The sequence below is a fragment of the Mycobacterium sp. DL99 genome (assembly GCF_004762045.1).
Classification (GTDB): Bacteria; Actinomycetota; Actinomycetes; order Mycobacteriales; family Mycobacteriaceae; genus Mycobacterium.
On sequence record NZ_SJOM01000007.1, the window covers coordinates 4,513,063 to 4,527,663 of the forward strand.

At 64.4% G+C, this 14,601-nt stretch carries 15 protein-coding genes; 4 read left to right on the forward strand and 11 right to left on the reverse strand.

All coding sequences use genetic code 11. The annotated features are described in order from the left end of the window. Positions 1-15 precede the first annotated feature (15 nt). Complete coding sequence (locus EYZ64_RS21975; RefSeq protein WP_135456677.1) at positions 16-621, reverse strand: TetR/AcrR family transcriptional regulator; 606 nt, start codon at positions 619-621, stop codon at positions 16-18. A 191-nt stretch (positions 622-812) separates the two neighbouring features. On the opposite strand from EYZ64_RS21975, the gene EYZ64_RS21980 reads away from it, so the two are divergent. From EYZ64_RS21980 to EYZ64_RS21990, 3 genes are all read left to right on the forward strand, one after another. Beyond that, positions 813-2,105 (forward strand): cytochrome P450, encoded by a 1,293-nt coding sequence (locus EYZ64_RS21980; protein WP_135456679.1) that lies wholly within the window; start codon positions 813-815, stop codon positions 2,103-2,105. Positions 2,106-2,274: 169 nt separating this feature from the next. After that, positions 2,275-2,748 (forward strand): hypothetical protein, encoded by a 474-nt coding sequence (locus EYZ64_RS21985; protein ID WP_135456681.1) that lies wholly within the window; start codon positions 2,275-2,277, stop codon positions 2,746-2,748. 3 nt (positions 2,749-2,751) lie between these two features. After that, complete coding sequence (locus EYZ64_RS21990; RefSeq protein WP_135456683.1) at positions 2,752-3,198, forward strand: Rv2576c family protein; 447 nt, start codon at positions 2,752-2,754, stop codon at positions 3,196-3,198. A gap of 89 nt (positions 3,199-3,287) precedes the next feature. On the opposite strand, the gene EYZ64_RS21995 is transcribed toward EYZ64_RS21990, so the two are convergent. After that, the gene (locus EYZ64_RS21995) at positions 3,288-3,659 is read right to left on the reverse strand and encodes a hypothetical protein (RefSeq protein WP_036450882.1); all 372 of its coding nucleotides are present in this window, start codon (positions 3,657-3,659) and stop codon (positions 3,288-3,290) included. 213 nt (positions 3,660-3,872) lie between these two features. On the opposite strand from EYZ64_RS21995, the gene EYZ64_RS22000 reads away from it, so the two are divergent. Continuing rightward, positions 3,873-4,379: an Rv2253/PknI dimerization domain-containing protein gene (locus tag EYZ64_RS22000; RefSeq protein ID WP_135456685.1), complete on the forward strand. Its 507-nt coding sequence runs from the start codon at positions 3,873-3,875 to the stop codon at positions 4,377-4,379. 103 nt (positions 4,380-4,482) lie between these two features. Here the strand turns inward: EYZ64_RS22000 and EYZ64_RS22005 are convergent, their stop codons facing one another. From EYZ64_RS22005 to EYZ64_RS22045, 9 genes are all read right to left on the reverse strand, one after another. Beyond that, positions 4,483-6,225 carry an MCE family protein gene (locus EYZ64_RS22005; RefSeq protein WP_135456687.1) on the reverse strand — a complete coding sequence of 581 codons (1,743 nt, stop codon included), beginning with the start codon at positions 6,223-6,225 and terminating at the stop codon, positions 4,483-4,485. Beyond that, positions 6,226-7,587, reverse strand: a complete 1,362-nt coding sequence (locus tag EYZ64_RS22010; RefSeq protein ID WP_135456689.1) for an MCE family protein — start codon at positions 7,585-7,587, stop codon at positions 6,226-6,228. Beyond that, positions 7,584-9,047 carry an MCE family protein gene (locus EYZ64_RS22015; RefSeq protein WP_135456691.1) on the reverse strand — a complete coding sequence of 488 codons (1,464 nt, stop codon included), beginning with the start codon at positions 9,045-9,047 and terminating at the stop codon, positions 7,584-7,586. The genes EYZ64_RS22010 and EYZ64_RS22015 overlap by 4 nt, the downstream gene beginning before the upstream one ends. Beyond that, on the reverse strand, positions 9,047-10,129 hold the full coding sequence (locus EYZ64_RS22020) for an MCE family protein (protein ID WP_135456693.1): 1,083 nt from the start codon (positions 10,127-10,129) through the stop codon (positions 9,047-9,049). The genes EYZ64_RS22015 and EYZ64_RS22020 overlap by 1 nt, the downstream gene beginning before the upstream one ends. Further along, the gene (locus EYZ64_RS22025) at positions 10,129-11,154 is read right to left on the reverse strand and encodes an MCE family protein (RefSeq protein WP_135456695.1); all 1,026 of its coding nucleotides are present in this window, start codon (positions 11,152-11,154) and stop codon (positions 10,129-10,131) included. Before EYZ64_RS22025 ends, EYZ64_RS22020 begins: the two co-directional genes overlap by 1 nt. Next, complete coding sequence (locus tag EYZ64_RS22030; protein WP_135456697.1) at positions 11,151-12,428, reverse strand: MCE family protein; 1,278 nt, start codon at positions 12,426-12,428, stop codon at positions 11,151-11,153. Before EYZ64_RS22030 ends, EYZ64_RS22025 begins: the two co-directional genes overlap by 4 nt. 9 nt (positions 12,429-12,437) lie before the next feature. After that, the gene (locus EYZ64_RS22035) at positions 12,438-13,295 is read right to left on the reverse strand and encodes an MlaE family ABC transporter permease (RefSeq protein WP_036448723.1); all 858 of its coding nucleotides are present in this window, start codon (positions 13,293-13,295) and stop codon (positions 12,438-12,440) included. A 13-nt stretch (positions 13,296-13,308) separates the two neighbouring features. After that, complete coding sequence (locus EYZ64_RS22040; RefSeq protein ID WP_075921044.1) at positions 13,309-14,103, reverse strand: MlaE family ABC transporter permease; 795 nt, start codon at positions 14,101-14,103, stop codon at positions 13,309-13,311. A gap of 123 nt (positions 14,104-14,226) precedes the next feature. Next, complete coding sequence (locus EYZ64_RS22045) at positions 14,227-14,460, reverse strand: hypothetical protein (RefSeq protein ID WP_135456699.1); 234 nt, start codon at positions 14,458-14,460, stop codon at positions 14,227-14,229. Positions 14,461-14,601 lie beyond the last annotated feature (141 nt).

Consider the following 14,601-nt stretch of genomic DNA (forward strand, 5'->3'; position numbering starts at 1 on the left):
GCGCAAGGGCAGGCCTCAGGCCGGCAGTTCCATCGGCTGCGGCTCGCCTTCGAGGCGCCTCAGCCAGTCCTCGCAGAACTGCAGCACCTCGGCGTGGCCTGCCGTCATTCCGAGAGCCTGCTCCATGACCATCACCCGCGACACACTGGCTGCGATGAATGTCCACACGATCGGCGGCACCTCCGACGAGTCGACGCCGTAGCGCCGCAGTGCCCCGTCGATCGCCTTGGTTTCCGCGTCGCGGAACATCTCGGCGTAGCGGCCGATCTCAGCCCGCAGCGCCGGTCGGTGGTTGGCAAGCCCCGTCATCTCCATCGTCAAGCGCGTCGCGCTCGGATCGGTGCCGAACCGCCACAGCGCCCACAGCGGCTGCGGGGAGTTCAGGGCTTCGGCCTGCGCAGCCAACCCCTCGTCGGCACGTCGCACGAACACCGCCAGGAACAGGTCGTCCATGGTGCGGAAGTAGTAGTGCACCAACTGGGGCTTGAGACCGGCCCGCTCAGCCACCCGGCGGGACGTGACCGCGACGTATCCCTCCTCGATCATCAGCGCCTCGGCAGCGTCGAGCAGCACGATCCGGTTCTTTGCGTCGGGCGCCCCGATCCTCCGCTCCGATGCCATACCCGATCCTCCTCTCGCCCCGCCCCCAACAACGTCCGGCTGATCGTAACTTTCGCCCAGCCACGCGATCTTGACCACGACTCTACCGCCATGCTAAGCAGGTGCTCAGCAATTTTCGATAATTCTTCGCGCGGTGCAGCCCGTCGCGAAACCACCGCAGCGCATATCGATTTCGGGAGGCAGCGCACATCATGAGCGATTCCGGCACGACCAATTACGACACTGTCGACTACTTCACCGACCAGTCGCTGGTACCCGACCCGCACCCGTACTTCGACCACCTGCGCAGCAAGTGTCCGGTGGTGAAGGAACCGAATTACGGCGTCATGGCGATCACCGGGTTCGAAGAGGCCACCACGGTCCTCAAGGACTCCGATCTCTTCTCGTCGTGCATCGCGGTGGCCGGCCCGTTCCCGCCGCTGCCCTTCACCCCTGAAGGTTCGGACATCACCGAGCAGATTGCGGCGCATCGCGCCCAGATGCCGATGTTCGAACACATGGTCACGATGGACCCACCCGACCACACCAACGCCCGTTCCCTGCTCAATCGGCTGCTGACACCGCGCCGGTTGAAGGAGAACGAGGACTTCATGTGGCGGCTGGCCGACCAGTGTCTCGACGATTTCATCGCCGACGGCAAGTGTGAGTTCCTCAGCGCCTACGCCAAGCCTTTCTCACTCCTGGTGATCGCCGACATGCTGGGCGTACCGGAAGAAGACCACGAAGAGTTCCGCACCGTGCTGGGCGCGCCCCGACCCGGGGCGCAGGTCGGCTCCCTCGACGGCGACCTCGTTTCCAGCAATCCGTTGGAATGGCTCGACGAGAAGTTCATCGGTTACCTCGAAGACCGTCGGAAAGAACCCCGCGACGACGTGCTGACGGCCCTCGCCACAGCGAACTACCCGGACGGTTCCGTACCGCCCATCATCGAAGTGGTTCGATCCGCCACCTTCCTTTTCGCCGCCGGCCAGGAGACCACCACCAAGCTCCTCTCGGCGTCGCTGCGGGTGCTCGGCGACCGCCCGGACATCCAGCAGGCCCTGCGCGACGACCGCAGCCGCATCCCGACCTTCGTCGAGGAAGCCCTGCGGATGGACGCCCCGGTCAAGAGCCAGTTCCGGCTGGCCAAGAAGGACACCAAGCTCGGCGACATCGATGTACCCGCCGGCACCACGCTCATGGTGTGCCCGGGCGCGGTGAACCGCGACCCGGTCCGCTTCGAGGATCCACACACGTTCAGCCTCGATCGCAAGAACGTGCGCGAGCACATCGCATTCGGCCGTGGCGTGCACAGCTGCCCCGGCGGCCCACTGGCCCGCGTCGAAGGCCGGGTGTCGCTGGAGCGGATCCTGGACCGGATGGCCGACATCGGTATCGACGAGGAGTTTCACGGCCCCGCCGACGATCGTCGCTACACCTACGAGCCGACGTTCATCCTGCGCGGCCTGACCGATCTGCACATCACGTTCAACCCGGTGCGCTGACCCCACCGCTCGACAGACGATTCCGCGGATCTCGCCTTCGCCCGTATTTGTTATTCTCCTATTGCGAGAATGACAATCTCGCTGGCGAAGACGAGATTCCGGTTTCGGCACGGTGAAGCTCGATCTCGTTCTATAGTCAGCCGACCAGTGCTGATCCGTGGAGGTGCCCGTGAAATCCAGCTTGATCCGTATGGCGATGAGCGCCGCGCTCGGGTTGGGGACAGCAATCGCATTGGCACCGCCGTCGCAGGCCATGTATTTCGGCAACTACAGCCTCAACATGCCCGACCGCAGGGATTTCCACACGTGGTTGTGGTCAGCGATCACGCCTTGCCGCGAACCCGGGTCCGACGTCAGGCAGAAGGACTGCGTCACCATCGTGACCATCCCCCAGCCGGTCGCCAAGGCGGTCTCCAACCGTGGCGACGCGAGGCTGGTCGACGGTCGGTACACCTTGACGATCGACGAGTTCTACGGCTTGCGGTGCGGGGACATCTACTACGGGCCGACGATCCCGACCCACGACGTCTACACGTGGGACGCGAACACACTCGCAGGCGAGATGGTCTCCACGTTCGACGCCGGCTGCGACGGCGCTCCCGGTGGCTCCTTCACCTACCCGTTCACCCTGACGAGGATGTGATCGATGCGCTACCCGACGAGCCGAGCCCTGAACATCGCGACGGCTGCCACCCTGGCGGCCGGCGCAATCGCCACGGCCGCACCGGCATTCGCCGACGATCCCGAGCTGGCCGGTCCGCCGCTGCACCACGTGCAGTACACCGTGACCGCCGATGCCCCCTACTGGGCTCACATCTACTACCGCGACAGCGATCCCGCACAGTTCTCGGATTACAGCCACAATCCGTACGAGTTCAGCCCGCGGGCCGATGTGGACATCGCACCGGACAGGCCATGGGTTTTCGACGCGATGCTTGCCGATCCGGACCTGTGGGCCATGGTCCTCGTGCAGAGCGGTGAATCGCCCAATTTTCCGACCCCCGGATTCAACTGCAAACTGGCAGTCGACGGTGTGGTGGTCAAGACGAACAGCGGCCCCAAGGGCGCACTGTGTTCGATCCGGAACTGGTAGACCTCGCAACCGAAACATCAAAATGCTTGAGGGCGACGCGAACCGCGTCGCCCTCAAGCGTCTTCAAGCATTTGACCCAGTCGGTTGGATCAGGCGTCGCCGCGGAGCCAGCGCTGTTCGCCATTCATCGGAACACAGCTCAGGAACAGCCCGTCCGGGGCTTGGGCCACCGAGTCGAGTTCGTTGATGCACAGGCTGTTCTCGTCGCGGATGCCCACCATGGGTGGCGACCGGAACCACCGCGGCTCGTAGCGCCGTGGTGAGCCGCAGAACAACAGGCGTCCCCATCCGTTGCGTGCGTCGACCCCGAACACGTAGTAGGAGGTGTTGTCGCACGGAGCGCCGAGCACTGCGTTCGGGTTGATACCCGGTGTGCAGAACGCGTCATTACATGTCTGCGGTCCCGCGTTTGCCTGCGGAGCAGCCAGCATCCCGGCGACAATCACTGAAGCGGTCGCCATCACCGTCACACGCACGTTGCTACTTTCGCATAGCTGGAAATTAAACTCTCAGTTTTGGAGAATATTACTACGATCGACACGCCGCTGGTCCACAGGCCGGTAGCGCGGTGGGATGGCCTGGCCAAATCGAACGTGGACCACCTACTGATAGTGATATTCTCCGAAACTGAGAACATGGCTACCGCCTCGACAGGTTGGTCAGAAGGAGCGTTCATGTCAGTCTCCCGGGTAAGTACTGGTGTGGTGGCCGTCGCCACCGCGGCAGTGGTCGGCCTGAGCGGCGCCGCCCCCGCCGCCGCCGAACAGTGGGGTATCAACGGCACGTTCGCCACATCGTCCAATGGCGAATGGGCCAAGATCAACGACCGCTACGAGAACCAGCCCTCGGTACGTAGCAACTGGACCATCTCGACCCAGTGCATCTCGCCCACCGAGTGCAACGGCACGGTGACCAGCGACGCCGGCTGGTCGGCACCGATCTACACGACGAACGGCCTCTGGTACATCAAGCGGGTCGTACCCAACTGGCGGTTCTGCGCCGACGGCACCCCCATCGAGGGCATGCAGATATACAAGATCTACCCGGTGGGCTTCGACGGGCACGTGGACCTTGCCTCAAGCGAATACACCGGCGAGGACGTGACCACCGGCCCCAGTGGCTCGTGCGGGCGTAATCAGTGGCCAACCGTCCGGATGCCGTTCTACATGCGGCCCGCGTAGCCGCACCGACGGGGCAGCGGCTGACGAAGAACGCGAAAACCGAAGACAGACAAAGAAACCGGCCACGGGCGATTGCCCGTGGCCGGTTCTTTTCGTGCTCGCACTATGTCGGCATCAGGTCCTGCCACGACTTGGGCTGGGACACCAGATCCGTCTGCTTGTACAGGTTGCCGTCGCTACCCATGTACTCCCCCGTGCGCGGGTTGTACTTCGCGATCGCCACCGACGGCCCATGGCCGCCCCCGCCGTTGAACGCACTCGGCGCCACACTGGATTGCGTGGGCATCGGAAGCTCGGGCGCATCCGGGAAAACCCCTTGTCCGTGCGGGACGGGCGGAATCTCGGTGGCTTGCGGCTGGTCCACCGCAGGCACGGGCACCGCGTTGGGATCGCCTGGGGGTGGCGGTGGCACGCCAGGGACCGGTGGCTCGAGGTACATCGGTTGCCCCGGCAGCAGCGGACCCGGTCCGGTCCCGGCGAAGTTCGGTGCCGGCTGCGGTTCGGGCGCTGCACCCGGTGGCGGAGCGGTTACCCCCGGCGGCAGCGGGGTGCCGCCGAGCGGTCCGAAGATCTTCTCGTCCGGCAGTACCCGGGTATCCGGGGGCACGCCCTGGGCGATCAGGCTGGGGTCGATCGGGTATGGGCCGAGCGCGTGCTGGCGCTGGGCGATCGGCTGGAATCCCTTGGGATCGTTACACAATTCGACCGTGGGAGCCCGCTTACCCGGATGCCCCATGCACGGGTAGTTGCGCGCGCCGCGGACGCCGATCGGGGAATCCTGCGGCAACTTGCAGTAGATGTTGTCCGGAGTGTCGATGACGGAGGTGTCGGCCGGGGAGCGCCATGCCGACGGCGGCAGGAATCCCACCGTGCAGGTCGGTGGATCACCAAGACCCAACGAGAAGTCGGCCATCGGCAGACCGCTCGTGTTGTTGGTCGGCGCGTACGTCTGCAGCTGAGCGACGTACGGCGGCAACAACACCAACAGCTGCTCGATCGACGGGTTGTAGGTGACCGCGATCTGGCCGAATGTGGTCAGATTCGCCAGCAGGATCGGCAAGGTCGGCTTGATCTGCTCGAGCAGCTTCGTGGTCTCCTGGGCGAAACCCGGACCGTTGCGCAGCAGCGACCGCACCTCGGGATCATTGTCGGCAACCTGACCGGTGATACCGGCCAGGCTGGCCGCCCAGGTTCTGATCGAATCGGTGGTCTGCGCTTGCGCGTCGAGGAACGGCTTGGCGTCATCGATCAATGCACGCGTCTGGTCCGAGACGGCGTTGGAGTCCCTGGTGATGGTCGAAGCCGAGTCGAGCAGCGAACCGAAGTCATAGCCGGTGCCGTTGAACGCGTTGTAGGACTCGTCCAACAGCTGGCTCAGCTTGTCCTTCGGAATGGTGTCCACGAGTGCGCTCAGCTGATCCAGCATCGGACCGACCTGCTGCGGAATCTTGGTGTTCGACACCGCGATCACCGAGCCGTTGTCCAGGTAGGGCCCGGAGGAGGTGCGCGGCAACAACTCGACGTACTGCTCCCCGACCGCCGACATGCTCCGGACCTCGGCTGCCAGATCGGCAGGCACCTTCGGAGAGCGGTCCAGGGACAGCGTCGCCTCGGCGCCCTTCTCGGTCAGCTCCACCGAAGTGACCTTGCCGATCTGGGACCCGCGATACGTGACATTGCTGAACTGGTACAGACCTCCGGTCGCCGGCAGTTCCATCTTCACCGTGATACGTCCGATGCCGAGCAGCGTCGGCAACTGCATGTAGGCGAACAGCATGACCGCCACGCCGACGACCGAGGCGACGGTGAACAGAATCAACTGAGTCCGGATGAAGCGGGTGAGCATTTATCCGCCACCCCCTGTCGGTGGAGTAGGTGCGGGCAGTTGATCGTTGGGGGCCGAACCACCTTGAGGCGCATACGGTCCCGCGAAAATCGACGTCGACCCGGCGGCCGGGGCCACCGGTTGAGGCATACCCCCGGGCATGGTCAGCGGCGCCGGTGGCACCACCGGCAATACCGGACCTGAATAAGTGGGAGCCGGGAGACCCGGTGCGGGTGGTGCTTCCGGAGCCGGCGGGAACGCATCCGGCGGCGGTGGGGCGACCCCGGTCTTGAGCGGGTCATAGGTGTAGTTCAGATAACCCGGATCCCCAGGCACCGGAACGTTTTGGGCGTCTCCCTGCTCCCAACGGGTTCCCATCATCAGGCTGCGCTTGAGGTGCGGGATGGTGAGATCGAAGTATGCGAACAGGTTGTAGTAGTCACCTCGGATCACCCGGTCCATGAAGCTCTGGGTGAAGGGGAAGTGCGGGGCATATTCGAGCACCGAAGTCAGGTCCGGCCCGATGTTGGCCAGCGCCTTCAGCGCGGGCTCCAAGTTCTTCAGGTTCCTGACCAGATCAGCCTGCGAATCGTTGACGAACTGGTTGGCGGTAGCGCTGAAGGTCCCCAGCTTCTGCAGTGCGGTCGTGAATCTCGGCCGTTCCTTGATCAGCACGTCGAGAGCCGGCGGAATCTTCTCCAGCGCACGGGTGATGACATCGCGTTGCCCGGCGAATGTCGAGGCCAGGCGGTTCAAGCCCTCGATGGACGCAACGATATTGTCGCGCTGGGCATCCAGTGCTCCGACGAACGTATCCAGCCGGGTCAGCAGGTCACGGAAATCAGTTTCCCGGCCGTTGATCGCGGCACTGAAATTGTGGATGATGTCGCCCATTTGCCCCAGGCCTCCGCCATTCACCACCGCGGCCAGTGAAGACAGGGTCTGCTCCGTCGTCGGATACGTCGACGAGTTGTTGAGCTGAATCGTCGCTCCCGGAGGGAGTTTTCCGTTGGGAGCCTGACCCGCGGGCGGGTTGATCGCCAGATGCATCGAGCCCAGAAGGCTGGTCTGCCCAACACTGGCCACCACGTTGGCCGGCACCACAACACCGGGCTTCACCGAGAACTCGACGTCCGCGTGCCAGTCCTTCACCGACAGGCTGCGCACACTACCGACGACGACATCATTCATCATCACCGGTGAATTCGGTTCCAGTGTCGCCACATTCGCGATCTCGACGTGGTAGACGCTGGAGTCCGCACCCCGGCCCACCGCCCCGGGCAGGGGAAGTGAGTTGACGCCCTGGAATGCGCACCCACTGGTGGTCAGCGCAACGCAGGATCCGACGGCGATCGCCAGTCGCACCGGCTTTCCCCTGATCATGCTGGTGGCGTCCCTTCTGCTGGTGACGGTGCCGCGGGCGCCGGGGCTTCGGCGGCCAGTGGACCGGGCGGCGGCCCTGGCGGCGGACCCGGTTGCCCGCCGGTCGGATTGAGCATGTCCGACACCGTGTTCGGCATGTTGGGCGGGTAGTACTCGCCACCCGGCAACAGCTGCTGGGCCCCTGGCGGCGGCACTCCGGGTTCCCGTCCGGTGAACGGCGGAGGCGGCTCGGGACCAGGGTTGTAGGCCGAGATTGACGGCGGAATCTCGGGCGCCATGGGCGATCCACCACTGCCGCCGGGTTCCAGACTCGGTTCGGAGTACTCGAGCTGCTCGGGGCTGGCCGACGGCATCAGATACGGCGAGATCGGGAACGGCAGGTAATTGAAGTTGAGCAGCCGCAACGCCGGCCCGAGATACTGCGAGCAGAGTTTCGCGGTCTCCGGTGCGGTGGTGTTCTCGACGGCACCGATGGCGCCGCAGATGAACTCGACCGGATTGGAGAAGTTGTTCATCACGAACTGCCCGACCGCGCTGCCCGAGTCCGGGTTGTAGATGTTGTAGCCGTTCATGAACGCGTTGGGCGCGACGTGAAGCAGATTCTCGATGTTCATCTTGTTGTCGACCAGGTTCTGGGTGACATTGGCCAGCCGCTGCACCTGCTCGGAGGTCTGATCGCGAGATCCCGCGACGAACCGCTGCACGTCGACCACCGCCACCGACAGGTTCGTCAGCGCGGCATCCAGGTCCGACCGGCTGCCGTCGACCACGCTGGTCAGGGTGGCCAACCGGTTCTGGAACGACACCACCTGCTGGTTGCTGTCCCGCAAAGCGGTGACGAACGTCTGCAGGTTCTTGATGATGTCGACGATGTTGCCGCTGCCCTCTGCCAGGACCCGGGCAACGCCGGACAGCTGGGAAATCGTCTGGCGCAGTTTGTCACCGTTGCCGGCCATCGCGTCTGCCGTGCTGTTGATGAACCGGGAAACCGACGTCCCGTTGACACCGCTCTGCGGTCCGAGGTCGGTGGACAGCCGCATCAGCTGTTCCTTGACCTGATCCCACTCCACCGGAACGGCGGTGCGGTCCAAGCCGATTACCGCGTTGTCGGGCAGCGTGGGACCACTGGACCGGTAGGCGGGTGCGAGCTGCACATAGCGCGCGGCAACCAGGTTCTGGGCCACGATCACCGCTTTCGCATCCGCGGGGATCGGCACGTCGTGGTCGACCTTGAGGGTCACCCGGGTTTGGGTGCCCTCGGGTTTGATGGAGTCGATGGTGCCGACCTTGACACCGGAGACCCGGACATCGTCACCTGGGTAGACGCCGGTGGCCGAGGTGAACAGTGCCGAGATGGTCTTCGGCCCGAAGACGGTCTGACGCAGCAGGACTGCCGCGCCGACCACGAGCAGCGCCACCAACGCCACGGCAAGCCACTTACCGAAACGACTGCGGTTCATCAGCGTGAACCTCCGGGAATTCCGTTGTAGGGCAGCGGCAATTCGGCCCGCGGGCCGGCATTGTCCGGTGGCTGACCGGCGTTCGTCCCGCGCCGGAACCCGAACGCGTAGTCGAAGAACGGCTGTAGCAACTGAGCGGGCTGCAGGTTCGGGACATAGGCGTTGTAGTACGCCCCGTTCGCCAGGGTCTCGGCCTGGGACAGCTGGAACTTGTTCAAGTTCGGCAACGCCTTGCTGATGTTGTCGCGGTTGCGTTCCAGCATCGCCGTCACCGAGTTGAGCCGCTTGAGCGTCGGCGCCAACTGCGCCTCGTTGTCGGCGACGAGTCCACTGAGCTGCTGCGAGACTGCCGCGGTGTTCGCCAGCAGATCGACGATGGCCTGACGCCGGTCGTTGAGCACGCCGAGCAGATCATTCGCGTTGAGGATCAACGTGTTCAGCTGATCGCTGCGCTGTGACAGCACCACGGTCACATCGCTGGCGCTCTTGAGCAGGCTGGCCAAGCTCTCGTTACGCCCGTTGATCGATTTCGACAGCCGGCTCAGGCCGTCGAATGTCGGCCCGAGCTTCGGTGCGACCTGATCGATGGTCGCCGAAAGCGTGTCCAGGGACTGGTTCAGCGACGCCGTGTCGGTCCCCGCCGAATTGGTGGTCAGGTCACCGACCACGTCGGTCAGTGAGTACGGCGACGACGTGCGCGACGTAGGGATCACATCGGTGGTGCGCAACGTGCCGGCGCCATCGGACTCCAACGTCAGCACCCGCTCACCCAGCAGTGAACCGGTGCGGATGTGCGCGGTGGTCAGCGACCCCAACGGGTACTTGCCCTCGGTGGTGAAGGTGACCAACGCGTCGCCGTTCTGCAGCGACACATCGGTGACCGAACCGATCTTGATTCCGGACAAGGTCACGTCGTTGCCGGTGGCGATCCCGCCGGCCTCGCTGAACAGTGCCTGATGACGCACCGAGGAGGCCCACTGCTGCAGCCGTTCGGGCTGTAGCCCGACGGCGATGATGAGCATCATCAGCACGACGCCGATGAAACCTGCCTTGATCAGGTTTGATTCGCGGTACTTAAGCATCAGGGCTCCGCGCACCTCCCGCCTTCTTGTTTGATCATCGGGAAGGACGCGGTCCGGCCCTGCAGATCGGTGACACGGATACCAAGTCCGCAGATGTAATACATGATCCAGCTGCCATAGGAGCCCAGCCGAGCGAGCTTGCGGAAGTTGTCGGGGGCTTTCTGCAAACCACGGTCCAAGACGATCTGGTGGTCATCGAGCAGCGGGGCGAGCCGGTTGAGCTGATCGACCGTGCCCTTGAGCGGGGGCCGCGCCTCAGTGAGAAGGTTTGCCAGCGAGGCGGTCCCGTTGTCCAGCTGGGTGACCGCCGTACCGAGCGGGTCACGGTCCTGCGACAGGCCGCTGATCAACTGTTCGAGACGGTCGACCGTTCCGTCGAACTTCTTACCGTCCTTGGCCAGGGTTCCGACCACCGAGTTCAGGTTGTCGATCAACTGCTGGATGACCTGATCGTTGTTGGCCAGCGTATTCGAGAACGACGAGGTCTTGCTCAGCAGTGAATCCAGAGTGTCGCCCTGCCCCTGGAAGATCTGAATCAGCGAGGAGGTCAACGCATTGACGTCCTGGGGGTTGAGCCCCTGGATCACCGGGCGCAGGCCGCCGAGCAACAGATCGAGGTCGAGCGCACTTGCGGTGCGGTCCTTGGGAATCTGTGATCCGGCGGGCAGCAGTTTCGTCGATCCGGGGCTGTCGATCAGCTCCAGGTAACGGTCCCCGACCAGGTTCAGATAGCGAACCGCGACCTTGGTACTGGTGGTCAGCGCAATATTGCGGTCGGTGTCGAAGTCAACCTTCACCGACTTGTCCGGTTGCAGCGAAACACTTTTCACCGTTCCCACCCGGACCCCGGCAACCCGCACCGAGTCTCCGGCCTTAAGGCGTGACGCGTCACCGAAGACCGCCGAGTACCCCGAGTAGGTACCGCCGCGGTACTCCGAGAACGTCATGAACAGGAAGGCCGTGAGGACGGCCATCACCACCGCGAAGGACGCGAACTTGATGAATGTCGTTCTGCCCCGTTTCATCCCGGTTGTCCGATCTGTGCGGTGTTACGTGGCGGGCCGTCCAGCGGACCGAACAGGATCTGCTTGAGTCCGTCGGAGTTCAACAGGATGCCCTGGTTGCCGTACTTGAACGGGTTGGCGTTGGTGTCGGTGACCAGGTACTTGGCCTTGTTACCAAATCCGATGTACGGCAGGCCCATGCAGTGCGGGCCGCCCTTGGCTGCCACCTTGGGCAGGTTCTGCGGGTAGCGGTAGCGCTCGATGCCCAACGTGAAGGCCACGTTGACGACGACGCCTGGGTCCGGCTGCGGCGGCTGGTGGTAGAGGTACAACATGCCCTTGAGGCCGCACTCGATTCCGGGCGCGTACTCGTTGAGCAGATCGGTGGTGGGCGCCAACAGGTTCAGTGTGGTGCTGAGCGCCTGCCGGTTGCCACCGATGACGTCGTTTCCGGCGTCGGCCAGGCCGATGGAGCTGACCAGGAAGTTGTCGAGGTTCTTCTGCTCGTCCACGATGCTGTCGCTGAGCCGGTTGGTGTTGTCGATGGTCTTGAGCAGGTCCGGCGCCGCGTCACCGTAGGCCTTCGACACGGCGGCCATGCTCTCGATGTCGCCCGTGAGATTGGGCAGGCTGGGCTCGATCTTCTTCAGCACCGCATCGAAGTCCGACAGCGACTGCCCCATCGCCTCGCCGCGCTCGGCGAACGCCGAGGACAGCGCGCCGAGCGTCTCGTTGAGCTTGGCCGGGTCGATCTTGTTGAGGACATTGGTGAGTTGTTGGAAGACCGTGTTGATCTCGACGGTGACATGGTCGCCCTGCAGGGTCTGGCCGGGACGCAGCTTCTCGGCGGACGGGTTCGGCGGCGCGACGAGTTGGACGTACTTCGCGCCGAACACGGTGGTCGAGGCGATGTCAGCCTGAACATTGCCGGGGATCAGGCGCAGCTGCGAGGGATTCATCGCCAGGTGCAGCACGGCCTTGCCGTCGGCGCGGTGTTCGATCGAGCTCACGGTGCCGACCTGCACGCCACGCATCTTCACCTTGGCGTCCGGGTTCATCACCAGGCCGGCACGGTCGGAGATCAGGGTGAGCGGCTCGGTCTTGGTGAAGCTGCCGCGGAACAGCGCGACCGCCAGGCCGAAGATCAAGACTATCGCGACCACGGTCGCCAGACCGGCCAGTGGCCGCGCGGAGCTCCGCGCGCCGAAGCTGCGTCCGGGGCGGGCTGCCACCGGCGCGGCGCTACTTGTCGTTTCGGACCGGTGGGCTGGACCCGGACCTACGTTGCGTGTCAAGTCTTCTCCCTAACCCGACAGGTTGAAGTTGCCGTTGGAGCCGTAGACGGACAGTGACACCAGCAGGGTCACCGAGACCACGACGATGAGCGATGTGCGTACGGCGTTGCCGACCGCCACCCCGACTCCGGACGGGCCGCCGGAGGCGAAGTAGCCGAAGTAGGTGTGGATCAGCAGGATGGTGATGGCCATCAGGACGGCCTGCAGGAACGACCACAGCAGGTCGATCGGATTGAGGAACGTCGTGAAGTAGTGGTCATACAAACCGCCGGACTGGCCCAGCAGAACCACGGTGGTGAACTGGGAGGCCAGAAACGACAGGATCACCGCGATCGCGTACAGCGGGGTGATGGCGATCATCCCGGCCACGATCCGGGTCGACACCAGGTATTCGACCGGCCGGATCGCCATGGCTTCCAGCGCGTCGATCTCCTCATTGATCCGCATCGCCCCGAGCTGGGCGGTCACGCCGGCGCCGAAGGTCGCGGCCAGGCCGATACCCGCCACCACCGGCGCGGCGATACGCACGTTGATGAACGCCGCCAAGAATCCGGTCAGGGCCTCGATGCCGATGTTCCCCAGCGACGAATAGCCCTGGATGGCGAGCACACCACCGGTGGCCAGGGTCAAAAACCCCACGATCACCACGGTGCCGCCGATCATGGCCAAGGTGCCCGCGCCCATCGAGATCTCGGCGATCAGCCGGACCAGTTCCTTGCGGTAATGCATGGCCGCGTGCGGAGTGCCGGCCAGTGCCTTGAGGTAGAACAGCGTGTGATCGCCGATCCGGCTCAGCGTCGAGACCGGTTTGTTGAACTGCCGGGTCACCCGCGGATACGTCGACCGCAGGATCGTCATGGTTCCCATTGCGTCCCCTGCCTCAGTGCGCCGTCATGCGGATACCGATGGCGGTGACCACCACGTTGATCACGAACAGCGCCATGAACGCGTAGACCACGGTCTCGTTCACCGCGTTGCCCACCGCCTTGGCGCCGCCGCCGCTGATCGTCAGCCCGCGGTAGCAGGCCACCAGCCCGGCGATCAACCCGAACAGCGCGGCCTTGACACACGAGATGATCACCTCGGGCACCCCGGTCAACAGCGTGATGCCGGCCGCGAACGCACCGGGGTTCACGTCCTGGATGAACACCGAGAACACGTAGCCGCCCAGGATGCCGATGATCACCACCAGACTGTTCAGCAGCAACGCCACCAAACCCGACGCCAGCATTCGCGGAGTCACCAGGCGCTGGATCGGGTTGATGCCCAGCACCTCCATCGCGTCGATCTCCTCACGGATCGTGCGCGAACCCAGATCCGCACACATCGCCGTCGCCCCGGCTCCGGCCACGATCAGCACCGTCACCATCGGCCCCAGCTGGGTCACCGCACCGAACGCCGCACCCGCCCCCGACAGATCAGCCGCACCCAGCTCGCGAAGGAGGATGTTGAGGGTGAAGCTCACCAGAACGGTGAACGGGATCGCCACCAACAACGTCGGCGCCATCGACACCCGCGCCACGAACCAGCACTGCTCCAGAAACTCCCGGCCCTGAAACGGCCGCTTGAAGATGAACCGGAAGGCGTCCAAGGACATCGCGAACAACGCACCGACAGCCTGCATCGGACCCGAGAGATTACGTAGCGATACGCCCGTCGACCATTTATCCGCCATGCGTACTCCTGTCCCGGCTGATGGCTGCGGACACCGCAGTCGGTGCGCCGATGTTAGGTGCTGCACCGCGCCGGTGCCCGATTAGCTCTACTACGTACGGTGCGGCCTGCGGCCCCAGCGGGGTCATGCCGCAACCTCAGACCCGGCGCATGCCAACCGGCCGGTCGGGAGCCTGGCCTCAACCGAATCCGCCTGAGGAACAAGGCCTTTCATGCGCGGATCCATGCACGAGCCGTCCGGCTCGACATTGGCCGGCAAATGCGCGGTGCGCTCGTACATTTGACGCACCTCCTGGTTCCCGCGGATCTTGTTGACTTCACCGGACCTACCGGTGAAGCCGGACAGATCCGTCCCCACGACCGCTCCCCGAGTGCCTGATGCTATCGGACCCGTTATCTGCCGCGAGGGCAAATAACGTAGAACTTGCTCCGGTAGTTGACAATTGGGGCGGTGGTCGACGAGCGGTTGCACAACACGGCCGTCGTTGTCGTGGGCCGC